Annotated in this window: 7 protein-coding genes, 1 pseudogene and 2 CRISPR repeat arrays; of the genes and pseudogenes, 4 read left to right on the plus strand and 4 right to left on the minus strand. The window is 69.2% G+C overall.

Annotation, left to right across the window (positions count from 1 at the left end; translation table 11 throughout):
• Positions 1-93: 93 nt before the first annotated feature.
• Positions 94-1,707, minus strand: coding sequence for a DUF1552 domain-containing protein (locus tag WMF34_RS26880; RefSeq protein WP_012237841.1), 1,614 nt, complete (start codon positions 1,705-1,707; stop codon positions 94-96).
• Positions 1,704-3,473: a DUF1592 domain-containing protein gene (locus WMF34_RS26885; RefSeq protein ID WP_012237842.1), complete on the minus strand. Its 1,770-nt coding sequence runs from the start codon at positions 3,471-3,473 to the stop codon at positions 1,704-1,706. The genes WMF34_RS26880 and WMF34_RS26885 overlap by 4 nt, the downstream gene beginning before the upstream one ends.
• 236 nt (positions 3,474-3,709) lie before the next feature.
• On the opposite strand from WMF34_RS26885, the gene WMF34_RS26890 reads away from it, so the two are divergent.
• On the plus strand, positions 3,710-4,030 hold the full coding sequence (locus WMF34_RS26890) for a glucuronyl esterase domain-containing protein (RefSeq protein ID WP_012237843.1): 321 nt from the start codon (positions 3,710-3,712) through the stop codon (positions 4,028-4,030).
• Between the two features lie 95 nt (positions 4,031-4,125).
• Complete coding sequence (locus WMF34_RS26895; protein ID WP_437989562.1) at positions 4,126-5,163, plus strand: hypothetical protein; 1,038 nt, start codon at positions 4,126-4,128, stop codon at positions 5,161-5,163.
• Positions 5,164-5,274: 111 nt separating this feature from the next.
• On the opposite strand, the gene WMF34_RS26900 is transcribed toward WMF34_RS26895, so the two are convergent.
• Positions 5,275-7,728 carry a hypothetical protein gene (locus tag WMF34_RS26900; protein WP_012237845.1) on the minus strand — a complete coding sequence of 818 codons (2,454 nt, stop codon included), beginning with the start codon at positions 7,726-7,728 and terminating at the stop codon, positions 5,275-5,277.
• Positions 7,729-8,810: 1,082 nt separating this feature from the next.
• Here WMF34_RS26900 and WMF34_RS26905 point away from each other — a divergent pair.
• A protein-coding gene (locus tag WMF34_RS26905; protein WP_086018256.1) for an IS5 family transposase occupies positions 8,811-9,613 on the plus strand; the annotation gives its coding sequence in 2 pieces (ribosomal slippage) (positions 8,811-9,135 and positions 9,135-9,613; 804 coding nt in all).
• Between the two features lie 42 nt (positions 9,614-9,655).
• Positions 9,656-12,138: direct repeats of the CRISPR family, unit length 36 nt; unit sequence CTCTCCGCCGCTGAAAGGCGGCGGCCCCATTGAAGC.
• Between the two features lie 28 nt (positions 12,139-12,166).
• Here WMF34_RS26905 and WMF34_RS26910 read toward each other — a convergent pair.
• A pseudogene (locus WMF34_RS26910) lies at positions 12,167-12,969 on the minus strand (IS5 family transposase).
• A 94-nt stretch (positions 12,970-13,063) separates the two neighbouring features.
• Positions 13,064-14,778: a CRISPR direct-repeat array (repeat unit 36 nt; unit sequence CTCTCCGCCGCTGAAAGGCGGCGGCCCCATTGAAGC).
• Positions 14,779-15,405: 627 nt separating this feature from the next.
• Between WMF34_RS26910 and WMF34_RS26915 the strand changes: the two are divergent.
• Complete coding sequence (locus WMF34_RS26915) at positions 15,406-15,813, plus strand: DUF6968 family protein (protein WP_044965857.1); 408 nt, start codon at positions 15,406-15,408, stop codon at positions 15,811-15,813.
• Positions 15,814-15,897: the final 84 nt, after the last annotated feature.

A 15,897-nucleotide genomic window follows, 5' to 3' on the forward strand; every position in this document is an offset into this window, starting at 1 on the left:
CGGTCACGCTCACAACCGATCGTGGAAGTCGGAGAGCGCCGACGGCGCTCTCGTGCACGCGCTGGCCCGGGCCTGCGGCGGCTTTCGGTCGCCTCACGCCTTGATGGCGTCGAGCTCCCCCGGCTTGCTGATGCCAGGCCCGTCGGTGACCTTGCCAGCGCCGTCGGTGGTGAACGACGGCCCGCTGCCGCCGAAGCCAGCCGCGACCGCATCCGAGACGCCGAAGCGGTCGACCGGAGTCCAGTCGGGCGTCCCGGCGCCGAGCGCGTTGATCAACGTCGTGTAGAGCTTGTTCAGCGGGACGGTTCCGCCCGACGAGCCGGTGTTGCCGCTGTTGTTCTCGCCCTCCGCGCCGCTCGAGCAGGTGGCTTCGCTGTTGCCTGCCTCGAGCTTCCCGCCCGCGACGTTCACAGAGACGCCCTGCTTGAGGTAACCGCCGGCGCTGCCGGCGATCACGATGGGCAGGTTGTTGTTGTTGTGCGCGTTGCCGTCGGCGAGCTCCGGCAGCCACATGACCGCGGAGTTGTCGAGCATGGTGCCGCTCCCCTCCTCGATGCTGTCGATGGTCTTGACCAGCTTGGCGAAGCGCCCCGCATACCAGCGGTCGATCTCGTGGATCTGCTCGATGACGCCGCTCACGCACTGGCCGCCGACGGCGGCGCTCCCGTTGCGGTGCGAGAGCCCGTGATGATCGTGGGTGTGCGCGATGCCGTCCCACTTGAACGTCACGTAGCCCGGCCACTGGAGCACGATGGAGCGGTTGTTGTCGCACATCATCGTGAGGGCGATGAGGCGGATCATCATCTCGCTGCCCAGGGTGTACACCTTCTCGTTGTTGGGGAAGCCGCCGCCGCGAGCGGGATATCCCGCCTCGGTGAGGGCAGCGTCCGTGACGCCGAGCGCGGTCGCCGACTCCGCGGTGCAAGCAGAGGGGATGACCCGCTGCTCGGTCTCGCGGAGCAGGGAGAGCCAGTCGTCGATCTTCTTCCGATCGGCGCCGCTCATCTTGCGGGCCTTGTAGGCGTTCAGGTCACGGCTCACCAGGTCGATGATGCTCTCGCCGCGAGCCACGCGATAATCCGCTTCGGTCTCGGAGCCGCTCGCGAAGAGCCCGGTCAGGCTGCTGTACACCGTGCGCGCATTGGTCACGGGCGCGTACGGCGTCTTCGGCGCCGAGTACGACACGATGCCCTTGACGTTCGTGAAGGCATTGCCGACGGAGAGCACGAGCGGGACCTTGTTGGTGCCCGGGTTGAAGCGCTGCGCGATCTCGTGATCGAGCGAGTGCGACAGCGCCCAGTGATCCCCGGTGGGATCGAGGGGCGCGCAGGTCAGCTTGCTGCCCATGCCCTGATCGTGGGGATCGAAATATTCCGTGCCGTCCACCTTGTTGTTGAAGCCGTTCAGCGGCATCGCGAGCCCGCGCGGGAAGAGCAGCTTCGCCGCGAAGGGCGCGAGCGGGGCGAGGGTGCGGGGCTTCCCGTCCGCCTGCGCCGTCTCCAGGGACGCCGCGGTGACGGTCCCGTCCCCGTTCTCGATCCCCGTCGGGAACCACCGGTTCGTCAGGCAACCGTTGTTGGTGTAGAAGATCACCAGGCGGCGCGGCGACGGCGCCTCCTGCGCTCGCGCCGAGCGGCCGAGAGAATTCAAGAAGGGGACGGCGAGCGCCGCGCCGCCAATTCCGCGCAGGAACAGTCTTCGGTTCACGGCTCCACCTCCGCCTGCAGGGCACGAACTCGGAACGATTGACTCTGTGTGAGGTCTGCGATGAGGTCGAGCACCGTGTAGCCGCCCTGGGTGAGCTTGGCGGTCAGCTCGTCCACGGTGCACGAGTCCTCGTTGTTCAGCTCGCGCTGGTAGGCGAACGAGACCCACTTTCGCACGTAGCACGTGTGCGCTGCCGGGGAGCTCGCGATGGCCTCGGAGAGCGCCACCGGGCCGTCGACCGCCACGAGGTCCTCGCCCACGCCGACGTCCACCCGCGTGTCGATGGGCGCGCCCGAGAACGATTCGGTCTGCTGGTAGGCGCCGACGGCGTCGTACGCCTCGAACGCGAAGCCCGCCGGGTTGATGTACGTGTGATGGCAGAACTTGCAGGAGTCTCCCGCCGTCTGCGCGTCGACCCGAGCGCGGTTGGTCGTGAGGCTCGCGTCGGTGGGCAGCGGCGTGCCCTCCACCATCGGGGGCGGCGGCGGGATGTCCGCGCAGAGGACCTCCTTCTGCAAGAACGCCCCGCGCAGGATGGGCGACGTCCGGTCGTACCCCGAGTGCGACACCAGGAAGCCCAGGCGGGTGAAGAGGCCAGAGCGCTGCGTCGGGTCGAGCTCGACCGGCACGAGCTCCGCGCCGTTGAACTCCGCAGGATCCAGGTCATAGAGCGGCGCCAGGGAGGCGTTGACGAAGCCCACCGGCGTGGTGACCAGATCCTGGAACGTCCCGGCCTGATCGAAGACCACGTGCTCGATGAAGCGATCGGTCTCCTCCGACAGGAGCGGGATCATCGACGCTTTGAAGTCCGGGAAGGCGGCCGGATCACGCTGGATGTCCGACCAGCGCGTGCCGGGGCCCATGTGGAGGTAGAGCTCGTGGAAGGCCTTGACCATCCCGCGGCTCTTGGGATCCGCCAGCATTCGCTGCGCCTGCGCGAGGATCTGCTCCGGCGTCTGCAGCGCGTCGGCGTCCGCCGCGGCGAACAGCGCGTCGTCCGGCATCGTTCCCCAGATCAGGTACGAGAGGCGCGACGCCACCTCGTGGCTGTTCAGCACGAAGTACTCGCCCTCGGGCTTCTCGCTGATCTCTGCGCGCATCAGGAAGGAGGGCGAGAGCAAGAACCCTTCGATGATCAGCTGGGCGCCGTCCTCGAACGAGCCGGTCGGCGTGAGCGCCTGGCGGCGGGTGTAGAGGGCCTGGAAGAGCCCCCTCTCCTCCTCGGTGAGCGGCCGCCGGAAGGCGCGCCGCCCCAGCGTCTCGATGAGCTGGTTCGCGCACGCGGTGCCGTCGCCTGCCGGCGTGCACGGGATGGTCTTGGCGCGCGCCTTGGCGTCCGCCATCACCGCCGCCGCCACCGTCGCCGCGGCGGTCTTGTACCCGTCCCACGCGCGCTGATCGACGCTCCCGACCCCGTCCGGCGCGAGCATCGACGACGGCTGGTTGTCGATGCCGACCAGATCGCGAATCGTGTTGTCGTATTGCGTCCTCGTCAGACGCGGCAGCGCCGACGTTCGCGGGACGCCCGGCACGCACACCGTCGGCTCGACGCCGGGGCCGCCCCCCGCCGAGCCGTTCCCTCCGGCGCCGCTCCCGCTGCCAGACCCGCTCCCAGGCCCGTCGCCAGACCCGCTCCCGGGCCCGTCGCCAGAGCCGCTGCTCGCCTCCGGGTCATCGCCGCCTATCATCGCGGTGCAACCGCCCATGGCCGCGTAACTCGCCGTGAGCAGCACAGGAACGATGAACCGTCTCGCCCACGTGTTCATAGAACTCACCTCATCCGAGGGGCTCTCGCATCGAGCATCGCCCAGACATCAGGATGCCTTGTCGCGGGTCGCAGATCACGAGTTTTCTCGTATTTTCGTCTTGGCGCAAGTTTGCTTTCGCCCGGCAAATCCGCTGGTTTGCAAGGCGCCGGGGCGAGGCGCGTGAGTCGAATTTCGACTTCTCTTCTGTTACAGCAATTATAGCGTGAGAGTGGCATGATGCTGTGAACGTTCACATGGACATCGACGTACAGCGGACAGCGCAACGCGACCCAACGCGCTCTTCGCGCGAACCGGGCCACGCCTGCGCAGGAGCGGCCGGACACGCTCTCGACGCTGCTCCGCTGACGTTCGACGAGCGCATCGTGCTGACGATCCCGTTCGATCATCCCATGGTCATGGGCCTCGTCGCTCCGCGCGCGCTGCTCGTCGTCGACAATCGAATCGATTGGCTCGGCATCGACAGCACCTTCACGGCCGGGGCCATCGCCCACGCGATCTGGGACGGGCCAGGCGTGCCCGACGGGATGGGCTTACTCACAGCTCGGCGGCCATGAGCACGGCCAGTTCCCCGCGCAGCAGAGGGCGATCCTCCCATCGGTCGCGGCGTCGGTGTAGAGGTCTTCCGATGACAGCTCTCGTGCAGCCTCCCATGGCACTCGCCGCGCTCTCTTTCTCGCTCACGCTGCTCCTTGCCGGCTCGGTCCTGGCGCAGGCTCCTGCACCTTCCCCGCCGCCGACCGCCGCGCCGCAGGCGGCCCCGCTGCCATCGCCGGCCGCCGCGCCACAGGCGGCCCCGCTGCCATCACCGAGCGCCGCGCCGCAGGGGGGCCCGTCTCCACCGCCGGCCGCTGCGCCGACTCCCGCACCGATCCCCCCGCCGGACCGCGAGGCCGGCGTGGCATCGCCGGTCTCCCCTGCGCCGTACGCGCCCACGGCAGGTCCATCCCCCGGCGCAGCGCCGGCGGGCGGTGGTCCTCCCATGACGGGCGTCGCTCCTCCCATCGCGGCCCCTGTGTACTACGCTCTCCCGGTCGCGTATCCCGCGCACGGCGATCTCGCCGTCAGGGAGCCCGCGGACGGCGCTCCGCCGACGGCGAAGGGGTTTCAGATGGCGATCCGCCTGGGCTACGCGATCCCGATGGGTGGCGCGACGGGCGCCAGCTCCGGCGAGCTCTCGAGGACGTTCGGAGGGCAGGCGCCTATCCTGGTCGAGCTGGGCGGCAAGGCCAGCGCCGACCTCTTCATCGGCGTCTACGCGGGTCTGGGGCTCGGTGCCCCGGGCAGCGCGATAGAAGCGCAGTGCAGCTCGGGCCTCATCTCCTGTTCGGCGCGGACCTTCCGGATAGGCCCCGAGATGCAGGTGCATCTCAATCCGGATGGCAAGGTAAACCCCTGGCTCGGCTATGGCGCCGGCCTGGAGATCGCGACGCTCTCCATGAGCGGCGGGGGTCGCGACGCCAGCCTGTCCCTGGTGGGGCTCGAGTTCGCGCACCTCATGGCCGGCGTCGATTTCCGGATCAACAGCGTCTTCGGCATCGGGCCGGTGTTCGCCATGTCGCTGGGTGAGTATTCGTCGATGACACTCGAGCTCGATGGCGTGGACGTGCCCGACGCGAGCGGCCGGATCCCCGAGACGGCGCTTCACGCATGGTTGAGCCTCGGCGTGCGGCTCGTCCTCTTGCCCTGATCGCGCGTGGAAGGAGGCGTCCCTCGCCCTTCGCGCGCCGCGAGCGCTCGTATCGCAACCTCCCTCGGGGTTGCTCGGCTCCGCCAGCGCGACCGCGCCGCGCTCAGCCCGTCATCCGCCCGCGGCGTCCAGCATCGCCCGCAGGAGCGGCGGCGTGCGCCGCGGATCGCAGGGCGCCTTCACCGCCCGGCCCGCGACGACGGCGCTCATATGGCACGTCCCCGGCCGCGGCAGGTGATCCATCCAGTAGAGGTCGAACCGGTCGTCCGGCGCGAGCCGCCGCACCATCGGCTCGAGCGGCAGCATCAGCCCCTCGCGGAAGCGCGCCAGATAGACCACGTTCGACAGGCGAACAGGGGAGTTCAGGCCGATGCGCCGCCGCGTCCCGGACGCGTAAGGGCCCGTGTGATCGATGAACTCCACCGTCTGGAGATCGCCGTAGAGGTCCGGCTCCGTCTTCTCGACCGTCACCAGCGTCCACGCGCAGAGCGGCCGCTGCGCCCGCAGGAGCGCGCGCGTCATCTGCTCGAAGTCGGGCAGATCCGCGGCCGCCCGCGCCTCGGTGTAGTGGCCGTGCGCGAACTGGTTGCGCTCGGCCTGCATCAGGTTCGAGAGCGTCTCGAACGTCTGGTTGTGCGACAGCTTGACGTCGAGCACCTCCCTCGCCATCGAGCCGATCGGATCGTCGCGATCGCCGAACGCCCGCGCGGCCGTGCGCGCGAGCTCGCGCCACGCGCCGAGCGCCAGGCCGTCGCGCGTGCGCGTGCGGCCGTGGAAGTCGAGGAGCGCGCTCCACCCGGGAGGCGCCCCGCCCGCGCCCGGACCGCCCGCGCCCGCGCCGCCCGCAGCAGGCCCACCGGCGCCCGGACCGCCCGCGCCCGCGCCCGCGCCCGCGCCCGCCCCGCCCGCGCCCGGACCGCTCGGGACGCCGCTGCGTGCCGAGGTCGGGGGCGCGCTGCCGCCGCTGAAGAAGGCCGAGACGAGCACCGTCGCGATGAAGCGCCACGTGCCCTCGAGCACGTCGAACAGCATCTTCACCCGCTCGATCGCGCTCGAGGCCCCGATCGCCGCCCGCACCCGCCCCGCGATGGGATAGGGCAGGCCGCCGCTCAGCGCCGAGAGCACCCCGTGCGGATCGCCGCACTCGCGCGAGATCTCCGCCGCCCGCGCGCCCGCGTCGGCGTCGTGCAGGAGCTCCCACGACAGGGTCCGCGCGTGCTCGACCCTCCCGTCCAGGATGGGCGGCCGGCCGTGCCAGTCGCACTGCACCGCGCTCGCCATCACCGCAGGATCCGCCTTGCGGGGCACACACGCGGCGACCACGCCGGGCGCGAGCGGCGCGATCAGCGCGCCGGCGCCCGCGTGGGTGGCGACGACCGCCGCGAGCTCCTGCGCGAGCGCCCCGATGACGTGCGGCCCGACGCCGCCGAGCGCGCTCTGCTCCTCGATGCCGAACAGGACCGTCGCCCGGCGCCCGCTCCGCGACGCCTCGATCACCTCGAGCGGCGCGGCGAAGCGCGCGCTGGCCGTGCCGTCGCGGAGCTCCGCCACGGGGGTGGACGCGCTGCTCGCGCCCGCCGTGCCGCGCTCGCGCTCCGCCGCGAGCGATGCGCCCCGCTCGCGCTCCGCCCCGAGCGATGCGCCCCGCTCGCGCTCCGCCGCGAGCGACGCAATGGCGTGCAGACCGAGCTCGACCTCGCGGCCGGCCACGTCCGCCTCGCCGGCGATGGTGAAGTAGCCGCACGCGAACGCTCCGAGCCCCGCGGCCTCCGCGGCCTCCAGGGCCTGCCGGGCCGCGGCGGCCGCCTCGGCGGCGCCGCCCCGCACGAGCACCACCGCGGTGCCGTCCGCGTCGCCGACCGGCCGATCCGGCCACAGCCGGTGCACCGCGACCAGCGCGGCCGCCGCGCGCGAGGGCGCGCCCGCCTCGATCGGCCGCAGCAGGACGAGCGCGCCCTGGCCCTTCCGCGCGAGGAGCGACGCGCACTCCTGCTCCAGCCCGGCGCGCGCGAGCAGGCCCGTCGCCGGGTCCACCGCGCCGGCAGGGACCGACAGCGCGGCGTAGCGGCGGTCGAAGAACGTCGCGCGCATGCCGCCGACGCAGACGAAGGTGCCGTGCACGAGCGGCGACTCCTCCCCGCGCGCGAGGTGCCGCGCGCCGACCTGCACGGGCACGCTGCACTCCTCGCGGCGGCGCAGCCACCAGCGCACGCCGTCGTGGCGCAGCGAGGCCGCGAGCCGCGACGCCACGTCGGGGTAGACGAGCTCGTTGCGCTCGTCGCCCACGCGCTCCACGCGGCCGAGCCGCAGCGCGCCGACCGGCTCGAGCCGGAGCTCGTGGAGGTAGCCGTCGCGCCCCTCGATCCGCAGCCGATCCGGCGCGTCCACCTCGCCGCGCCACAGCGAGAACCCGGGCGCCTGCGTGAGCCAGAGCGTGGCGCCGCCCGCCGCGACCGACCGCAGCTCGGCCCCGGGCGCGCCCTCGGGGCCGCCCGCCTCGACGGGCGCGGGCGGGACGCTCTCGCCCACCGGAAGGTCCCCGCCGCTGTCTCGTCCGCCCGTCACGCGTCCCTGTCCATGGTGATGCCCGCGAGCCGCGCCGCCCGAGCATCCGGGGGGCTCCTTGGGCGATTACCGCACTGCGGCGCGGCAAATTCAACGCAAATGCGCCGCGGCGAATTCCGCGATGCCGCCCCGCGCCGCCTGCGCTGGCCGCGCCGCCTGCCTCGCCCCGCGGGCCTCGCCCCGCGCCTTGCGCTGAGCCGAATCCGCCTTCCTGCCGGCGGCAGCGAGCGTGGTCGCATTCGCCTGGTTGCTCACCCATCCTCCGAACGGAGCCGGCCGCATTTGCGTGCGCGGCAGCCGGCACAGGACGGCGCCCGCTCGCCAAAAGCGGGGCGCCCCCTCAGGGCCCGTGCGCGAGTTGATGGCGGCGATCCTCGCGGAGGGGAGCGCGTTCAGCTCAGGTGCTCTGCCGCCATCATCGCGTGCGCCCGGGGCGCGCCGGGCGAGCTTGCGCTCCGGCCCGGGTGAAGCGACACCTGCCTCGACAGGGCGGCCCCCCAGGGCGGGCGATGCACGCGGGGCCTCGGAAGGCGAGGTCCCCCGCAGAAAGCGCGGGCGCCCCGAGGCGGCAGACGGGCGCCCCGCGGCGGAAGGCGTCTCCCCCGGGTCCGAGGGCAAGCACCCCGCAGGGGATGAGTCGGGCGAGGCGGGGGATGAGTCCGGCGAGGCGGGGGGCGACGTGGCCGGAGGTGGGGCATGCGTCGTCCGAGCCGGGGGCGACAGCGCCGGAGGCAGGGCAGCGAGCGGCGGAGGTGGGGGGTGTACGGGCGGAGCCGTCGGCGAGAGCGGAAGGGCTGCCCGAGGAGAGGACGGGGTGTGTTATGACGAGGGCGGGAGCACCGGCTGCGAGCGGTGGTGTGACGCGAAAACCCCGGGGGGCGCTCGCAAGGCGGGCAGGTGTTTGAAATCAGGAAGAATTTTTGGATGGCCGAGGCCACGCCAGGGGCCTCGGACGACCCGCGCGGGGGGCCGAAACGGGAACCTCTCGCAAACCGGGTTGTAAGAGCACCTAACATTACTCCGTTGACGCCGCTCGTTTGCCCGCTCGCTTGAGGGATGCGGAACGTGCGGCAGAATACAGCGTGGGCAAGCTGTTGGTGCCGGACGAACTCTGGGAGCGAATCGAACCTCTATTGCCGAAAACGGAGCCGAAGCCGCAGGGCGGCCGGCCGCGTACGCCTGATCGGACCGCCCTGACGGGGATCTTGTTTGTGCTCAGGACAGGGATCCCTTGGGAATATCTACCGCAAGAGCTCGGCTGCAGCGGAATGACGTGCTGGCGCAGATTGCGCGATTGGCAGCAGGCTGGCGTGTGGGATCGGCTTCACGAGGCATTGCTTGATGAACTCGGCGGGGCCGATAAAATCAACTGGAATCGTGCTGCGCTGGATGCCTCCCTGGTTCCGGCAAAAAGGGGGGCCAAGAGACCGGCCCGAACCCCACGGATCGCGGCCGGGCGGGCTCGAAATATCACCTCCTGGTCGATCAGAGTGGCATCCCGCTCGCCGTCGAGATGACGCCGGCCAACGTCCATGACTCGAAGATGTTCACCCCCATGGTGGATGCGGTGCCGCCGATCGCGCGTCCTTGCGGCCGACCGCGGCGCCGCCCCAAGAAGCTGCACGCGGACAAGGCATACGACGACCCGGCCCTGCGCTTGGCTTGCCATCTGCGTCACATCGTACCCCGCATCGCTCGCAAGGGTATCGAGTCGTCGGAGAAGCTCGGCCGTTATCGATGGGTCGTCGAACGGACGATCGCATGGCTGCGTCGCTTCCGGCGCCTGACCGTACGCTACGAGCGGCGGGCCGACATTCACCGTGGGTTCCTCAAGCTCTCCGTCTGCCTGATCTGCCTCAGTTACGTCCAGACTAGCTTTTGTTAGGCGCTCTAAGTACGCGAAATGTCAGGTAGGTCTGGGAGGCCTCTCTCCGCCGCTGAAAGGCGGCGGCCCCATTGAAGCTGAAGTGGCGGCCAACTGGGGAATACCTGATGTGGCTCTCTCCGCCGCTGAAAGGCGGCGGCCCCATTGAAGCACCCTTCACCTGGCCGTCCACCAGGACCCAGCCCGCGGGCCTCTCCGCCGCTGAAAGGCGGCGGCCCCATTGAAGCATCGCACAGAGTCCCACCGTCCCGTGATCGAATAACCGCTCTCCGCCGCTGAAAGGCGGCGGCCCCATTGAAGCAGGTACCTGGGCTGGGGGCGCCTGCCAGCGAGCCAGCCGCTCTCCGCCGCTGAAAGGCGGCGGCCCCATTGAAGCCCGTCCCAGCGCAGGTCGGCCTCGGCCACGAGGTGCCTCTCCGCCGCTGAAAGGCGGCGGCCCCATTGAAGCTGGCCGAGCTGCCGGAACACCTGCTCTCCCAGAGCGCGCTCTCCGCCGCTGAAAGGCGGCGGCCCCATTGAAGCCGCAGGACCGGCGTCGTGCACGGTAGCCTCACCGGTTCTCCGGCTAGACGAGCTCTCCGCCGCTGAAAGGCGGCGGCCCCATTGAAGCCGCAGGACCGGCGTCGGCGCGTCGCGTTCCGGGAAGGTGCTCTCCGCCGCTGAAAGGCGGCGGCCCCATTGAAGCCGCGGCAGGCGCGCGACGTGAGGTCGATCCGCGGTTGCCTCTCCGCCGCTGAAAGGCGGCGGCCCCATTGAAGCCGGCCTCACGTCGTCGGGAGGACATTCGTGTTCACGGCCTCTCCGCCGCTGAAAGGCGGCGGCCCCATTGAAGCGAGGCGTACCAGGTCGTTCTCGGAAAGCTTGTACTCCTCTCCGCCGCTGAAAGGCGGCGGCCCCATTGAAGCAAACAGTGCTGTCTGTGGCCGCCGAGATGCGACAGATCACTCTCCGCCGCTGAAAGGCGGCGGCCCCATTGAAGCTGATATTTGACGTGCATGGTTGTGCCCCAGTAGTTACTCTCCGCCGCTGAAAGGCGGCGGCCCCATTGAAGCGGGTCGTTCAGGTCACGGATCGGAATCGTCGGCATGGGGCTCTCCGCCGCTGAAAGGCGGCGGCCCCATTGAAGCTCCATGACCCTGCACCGCACCCGTCGCGGGCTTCTTCCTCTCCGCCGCTGAAAGGCGGCGGCCCCATTGAAGCGCAGGGTGGCCCACGTCGCTGGCAATCCTTCGATCCGGCTCTCCGCCGCTGAAAGGCGGCGGCCCCATTGAAGCCGCGAGGTCGCCCGGGGGCCGCGCGCCGCTCCTGGTCCTCTCCGCCGCTGAAAGGCGGCGGCCCCATTGAAGCAGCGTGTCGAGGCCCGCCGTTACTGCGGCGGCCTCCGTGCTCTCCGCCGCTGAAAGGCGGCGGCCCCATTGAAGCCAGTTGCAGCAGGAAGTCTACACCGTCCACGTCGGGCTCTCCGCCGCTGAAAGGCGGCGGCCCCATTGAAGCGTCTTGGCCTGCATCATCGCCCAGACGACATCGGCCTCTCCGCCGCTGAAAGGCGGCGGCCCCATTGAAGCTGATCATTCGAGTCTCGAAGCCGACCAATCTCGAACGAGCTCTCCGCCGCTGAAAGGCGGCGGCCCCATTGAAGCACGTTGACGCGGAACACGCCCTGCCGCTGCGCCTGCTCTCCGCCGCTGAAAGGCGGCGGCCCCATTGAAGCTCCATGTGGCTGAGCTGGGCGTAGGTCTTGCCGCCGACGTCTCTCCGCCGCTGAAAGGCGGCGGCCCCATTGAAGCGGGTACTACTACCAGGGGCAGGACGGCGCGCCGACCGCTCTCCGCCGCTGAAAGGCGGCGGCCCCATTGAAGCTAGAAGTCGTAGTCGGCCCCGGGCGGCTTGATCGTCACCGCCTCTCCGCCGCTGAAAGGCGGCGGCCCCATTGAAGCTCTGATACCGTCAGGTTGCGTAATACCTTCTTTTGCACTCTCCGCCGCTGAAAGGCGGCGGCCCCATTGAAGCATGGGGTTGGCCTTGGCATGCTCCAGCCTGGCCTCACTCTCCGCCGCTGAAAGGCGGCGGCCCCATTGAAGCGAGATCCGGGTCTGGATCTGGCCCACCACCAGGAGCCCGACTCTCCGCCGCTGAAAGGCGGCGGCCCCATTGAAGCCAGTTCTGCCTCAGCTCCCGGAAGGCATCATCCACGGCTCTCCGCCGCTGAAAGGCGGCGGCCCCATTGAAGCCCCCGCCGTCATCAGGAAGGGAGCAGGCCCCGAGGGCTCTCCGCCGCTGAAAGGCGGCGGCCCCATTGAAGCACGAGCTTCGCGCGGAGCGCCGCAAGCTCTCCCTCCGCCCTCTCCGCCGCTGAAAGGCGGCGGCCCCATTGAAGCAACGTGGATCGGTCCAGGTGCGCGGGGACTTCTCGGTCTCTCCGCCGCTGAAAGGCGGCGGCCCCATTGAAGCAACGTGGATCGGTCCAGGTGCGCGGGGACTTCTCGGTCTCTCCGCCGCTGAAAGGCGGCGGCCCCATTGAAGCGTCAAGCCCCGGCGGTCGAATTAGAGCGCCTAACAAAAGCTAGTCTGGACGTAACTGAGGCAGATCAGGCAGACGGAGAGCTTGAGGAACCCACGGTGAATGTCGGCCCGCCGCTCGTAGCGTACGGTCAGGCGCCGGAAGCGACGCAGCCATGCGATCGTCCGTTCGACGACCCATCGATAACGGCCGAGCTTCTCCGACGACTCGATACCCTTGCGAGCGATGCGGGGTACGATGTGACGCAGATGGCAAGCCAAGCGCAGGGCCGGGTCGTCGTATGCCTTGTCCGCGTGCAGCTTCTTGGGGCGGCGCCGCGGTCGGCCGCAAGGACGCGCGATCGGCGGCACCGCATCCACCATGGGGGTGAACATCTTCGAGTCATGGACGTTGGCCGGCGTCATCTCGACGGCGAGCGGGATGCCACTCTGATCGACCAGGAGGTGATATTTCGAGCCCGCCCGGCCGCGATCCGTGGGGTTCGGGCCGGTCTCTTGGCCCCCCTTTTTGCCGGAACCAGGGAGGCATCCAGCGCAGCACGATTCCAGTTGATTTTATCGGCCCCGCCGAGTTCATCAAGCAATGCCTCGTGAAGCCGATCCCACACGCCAGCCTGCTGCCAATCGCGCAATCTGCGCCAGCACGTCATTCCGCTGCAGCCGAGCTCTTGCGGTAGATATTCCCAAGGGATCCCTGTCCTGAGCACAAACAAGATCCCCGTCAGGGCGGTCCGATCAGGCGTACGCGGCCGGCCGCCCTGCGGCTTCGGCTCCGTTTTCGGCAATAGAGGTTCGATTCGCTCCCAGAGTTCGTCCGGCACCAACAGCTTGCCCACGCTGTATTCTGCCGCACGTTCCGCATCCCTCAAGCGAGCGGGCAAACGAGCGGCGTCAACGGAGTAATGTTAGGTGCTCTTACGCGACGTGTTCCTCTCCGCCGCTGAAAGGCGGCGGCCCCATTGAAGCCCGCGAACCTGCTGAAGGCGCTGCTGAAGGAGAGCGCTCTCCGCCGCTGAAAGGCGGCGGCCCCATTGAATCCTGATCGCGGCCTCGCCCACGTCGCGCGCGAGCAGCCTCTCCGCCGCTGAAAGGCGGCGGCCCCATTGAAGCGACCCGACGACGCTCCCGGGGAAAATCGGCTCGCCCTACTCTCACCGCCGCTGAAAGGCGGCGGCCCCATTGAAGCAGCGTGTTCTCTAGGTATTTCTGCATCCAGCCCCTCTCCTCTCCGCCGCTGAAAGGCGGCGGCCCCATTGAAGCTTGCAACCTGTCCACGAAGCCTTCCTTGAGCTGCGTTGCTCTCCGCCGCTGAAAGGCGGCGGCCCCATTGAAGCTCGAGAGCCGCCCTGTTCTCGGCGATCTGCTCCTTCTCTCTCTCCGCCGCTGAAAGGCGGCGGCCCCATTGAAGCATCCCGCGGTGGCGTTGCGAGAGCGCGATGTTCAGCGCGTCTCTCCGCCGCTGAAAGGCGGCGGCCCCATTGAAGCATGGCCTGCCAGGCGTAGATGGCCTGCTCCGCGGTGCTCTCCGCCGCTGAAAGGCGGCGGCCCCATTGAAGCAAGGGTAGGACGTCGCACGTTGCATGCTGTTGTCCCGCCTCTCCGCCGCTGAAAGGCGGCGGCCCCATTGAAGCGAGATGTGCGATGAAGCCGAACGTTTGGGAATTCCTCTCTCCGCCGCTGAAAGGCGGCGGCCCCATTGAAGCTGAGATGAGCGTTACGGCCTCGGGCGCGCGACGGGTGCTCTCCGCCGCTGAAAGGCGGCGGCCCCATTGAAGCACGGCTGGAAGGAACGCCTGGGCAAGTTTGCCGATTCCTCTCCGCCGCTGAAAGGCGGCGGCCCCATTGAAGCACCTCGGCGAGGTTCCGCGCCGGCCGCCGCTCTTCGACTCTCCGCCGCTGAAAGGCGGCGGCCCCATTGAAGCGACACGTTCGAGCGCATGACGTAGAAGTCAACGAACCTCTCCGCCGCTGAAAGGCGGCGGCCCCATTGAAGCTCCTCGACCACGCCGTAGGGGATGCGCGCCTCGGCGCTCTCCGCCGCTGAAAGGCGGCGGCCCCATTGAAGCGAAAGCGTCGTGTGCATGGCGGCGAAGAGGGCGTCCGCTCTCCGCCGCTGAAAGGCGGCGGCCCCATTGAAGCATCGCGGTGTTCGCGGTGGAGGGCTCCCAGCCTTGCTCTCCGCCGCTGAAAGGCGGCGGCCCCATTGAAGCAGAACCGGAGCGGGCGAAGCCCTACTCCTTGATCATCTCTCCGCCGCTGAAAGGCGGCGGCCCCATTGAAGCCAGTGGGCGACGTACGAGGCCGCGCGGAAGCTCGGCTCTCCGCCGCTGAAAGGCGGCGGCCCCATTGAAGCCGACAAGATGCTCAACTGATTGTGAATCATCTGCTGCACTCTCCGCCGCTGAAAGGCGGCGGCCCCATTGAAGCAGGATGAAGGTCTCCTTACGGCTCCGGACCTTCTGGCTCTCCGCCGCTGAAAGGCGGCGGCCCCATTGAAGCATCGCGGTGCTGCCGTTGTAGATCGTGATCGCGAGCGGCTCTCCGCTGCTGAAAGGCGGCGGCCCCATTGAAGCCCCATATAGAAGTCGACCGGCTCAGCCTGGACCCGCCTCTCCGCTGCTGAAACGCGGCGGCCCCATTGAAGCAAATCCTGCCCCCGGAGTGAGGTTGGGGGGCAGGGGGCCAAGTCCACCGGCTACGTCGACGGGCGTCTGCATCGATGTGAACGGGGCGCGGTCCCAGGGACCGCACCTGCCGCGCAACACCACGAAAGCGCACAGACTTGCGTCGTCGCCAGGGTTCTACTCCCATTACGGATTTCCTACGTCAAGATGTTACGCTGAAGAGACGAGAAGAATGGCGTCGATCCGCCTGGCAGGCTCGTCCTTGACGTGGCCAGGGGCCGCGCTCCACGTGCTCCTCGGGGGGAGCACATGAGGCGGCTGCTGCGCGTGCTGGGTCTGCTGGGAATTGCGGGGACGGCGGCGACGACGGGATGTGGAGCATCGCCAGAGGTGGACGAACCTGAAGCGGCCAGCGGCGAGGTCGAACGGCCTGACTCCTACAGTGAGTGCGTTGCCGCCTGTAGGAACGGTCAGCTCGCGATGGAGCAGTTTTGCCGGGGGCTACCTGATCCACGCATGAGAGCGACCTGCTGGTTGGCTGCAAAGGGTGGCATGATCGCCTGCATCAACTGGTGCAACTGGCATTTCGGGGAATAGTAGGCGGCTGCCACTTGACCGTTCCCGGGAACGAGCGGCAGGCTGCGTCCCATGGTTCCCATAGACAACCCCATCGCGGAACGTCGCCTCACCGTCGTTGACGACCCAGGTCGTTCGGTGACGGTAGCGATCGGCCAACCTCTGGAGGTTCAGCCGGGTCAATGGGCGTGCCCGTTCACGATCGACGGCACCCCCGAGCCTCGGTCGGATCGAGGTCTCGGGATCGATGGCATTTCAGCCTTGCTCAACGCCCTCCATGCCATCCGGTATGCGCTCGAAGCTTCCGGGATTCGTGTCTTCTGGGAGGGTGGGGAGCCGGGGGACGCGGGTTTTCCGAAGCTGATGCACTATGCCTTCGGGTTCGCATTCTCCCAGCGGATGGAGCAGCTCATCGACGAAGAGATCCAGAAGCTCGTGGACGAGAAGAAGGCGCGTGCTGCGACGGGCTCCCCCGGCTGAAGCCCCCGCCCGGCGCACCATGCTTCGAGAGGGGATCGGATGACGGCACCGCCTCTTGCCGTGCATCAGCTCAAGGCGTTCCGT

The organism is Sorangium sp. So ce145, assembly GCF_051525985.1.
In the GTDB taxonomy this organism is placed as follows: Bacteria; Myxococcota_A; Polyangia; order Polyangiales; family Polyangiaceae; genus Sorangium; species Sorangium cellulosum_B.

Coding starts and splice junctions, on each gene's coding strand:
- WMF34_RS26885 (WP_012237842.1), bottom strand. CDS start 3,473: ATGAACACGTGGGCGAGACGGTTCATCGTTCCTGTGCTGCTCACGGCG.
- WMF34_RS26890 (WP_012237843.1), top strand. CDS start 3,710: ATGGACATCGACGTACAGCGGACAGCGCAACGCGACCCAACGCGCTCT.
- WMF34_RS26895 (WP_437989562.1), top strand. CDS start 4,126: ATGGCACTCGCCGCGCTCTCTTTCTCGCTCACGCTGCTCCTTGCCGGC.
- WMF34_RS26915 (WP_044965857.1), top strand. CDS start 15,406: ATGGTTCCCATAGACAACCCCATCGCGGAACGTCGCCTCACCGTCGTT.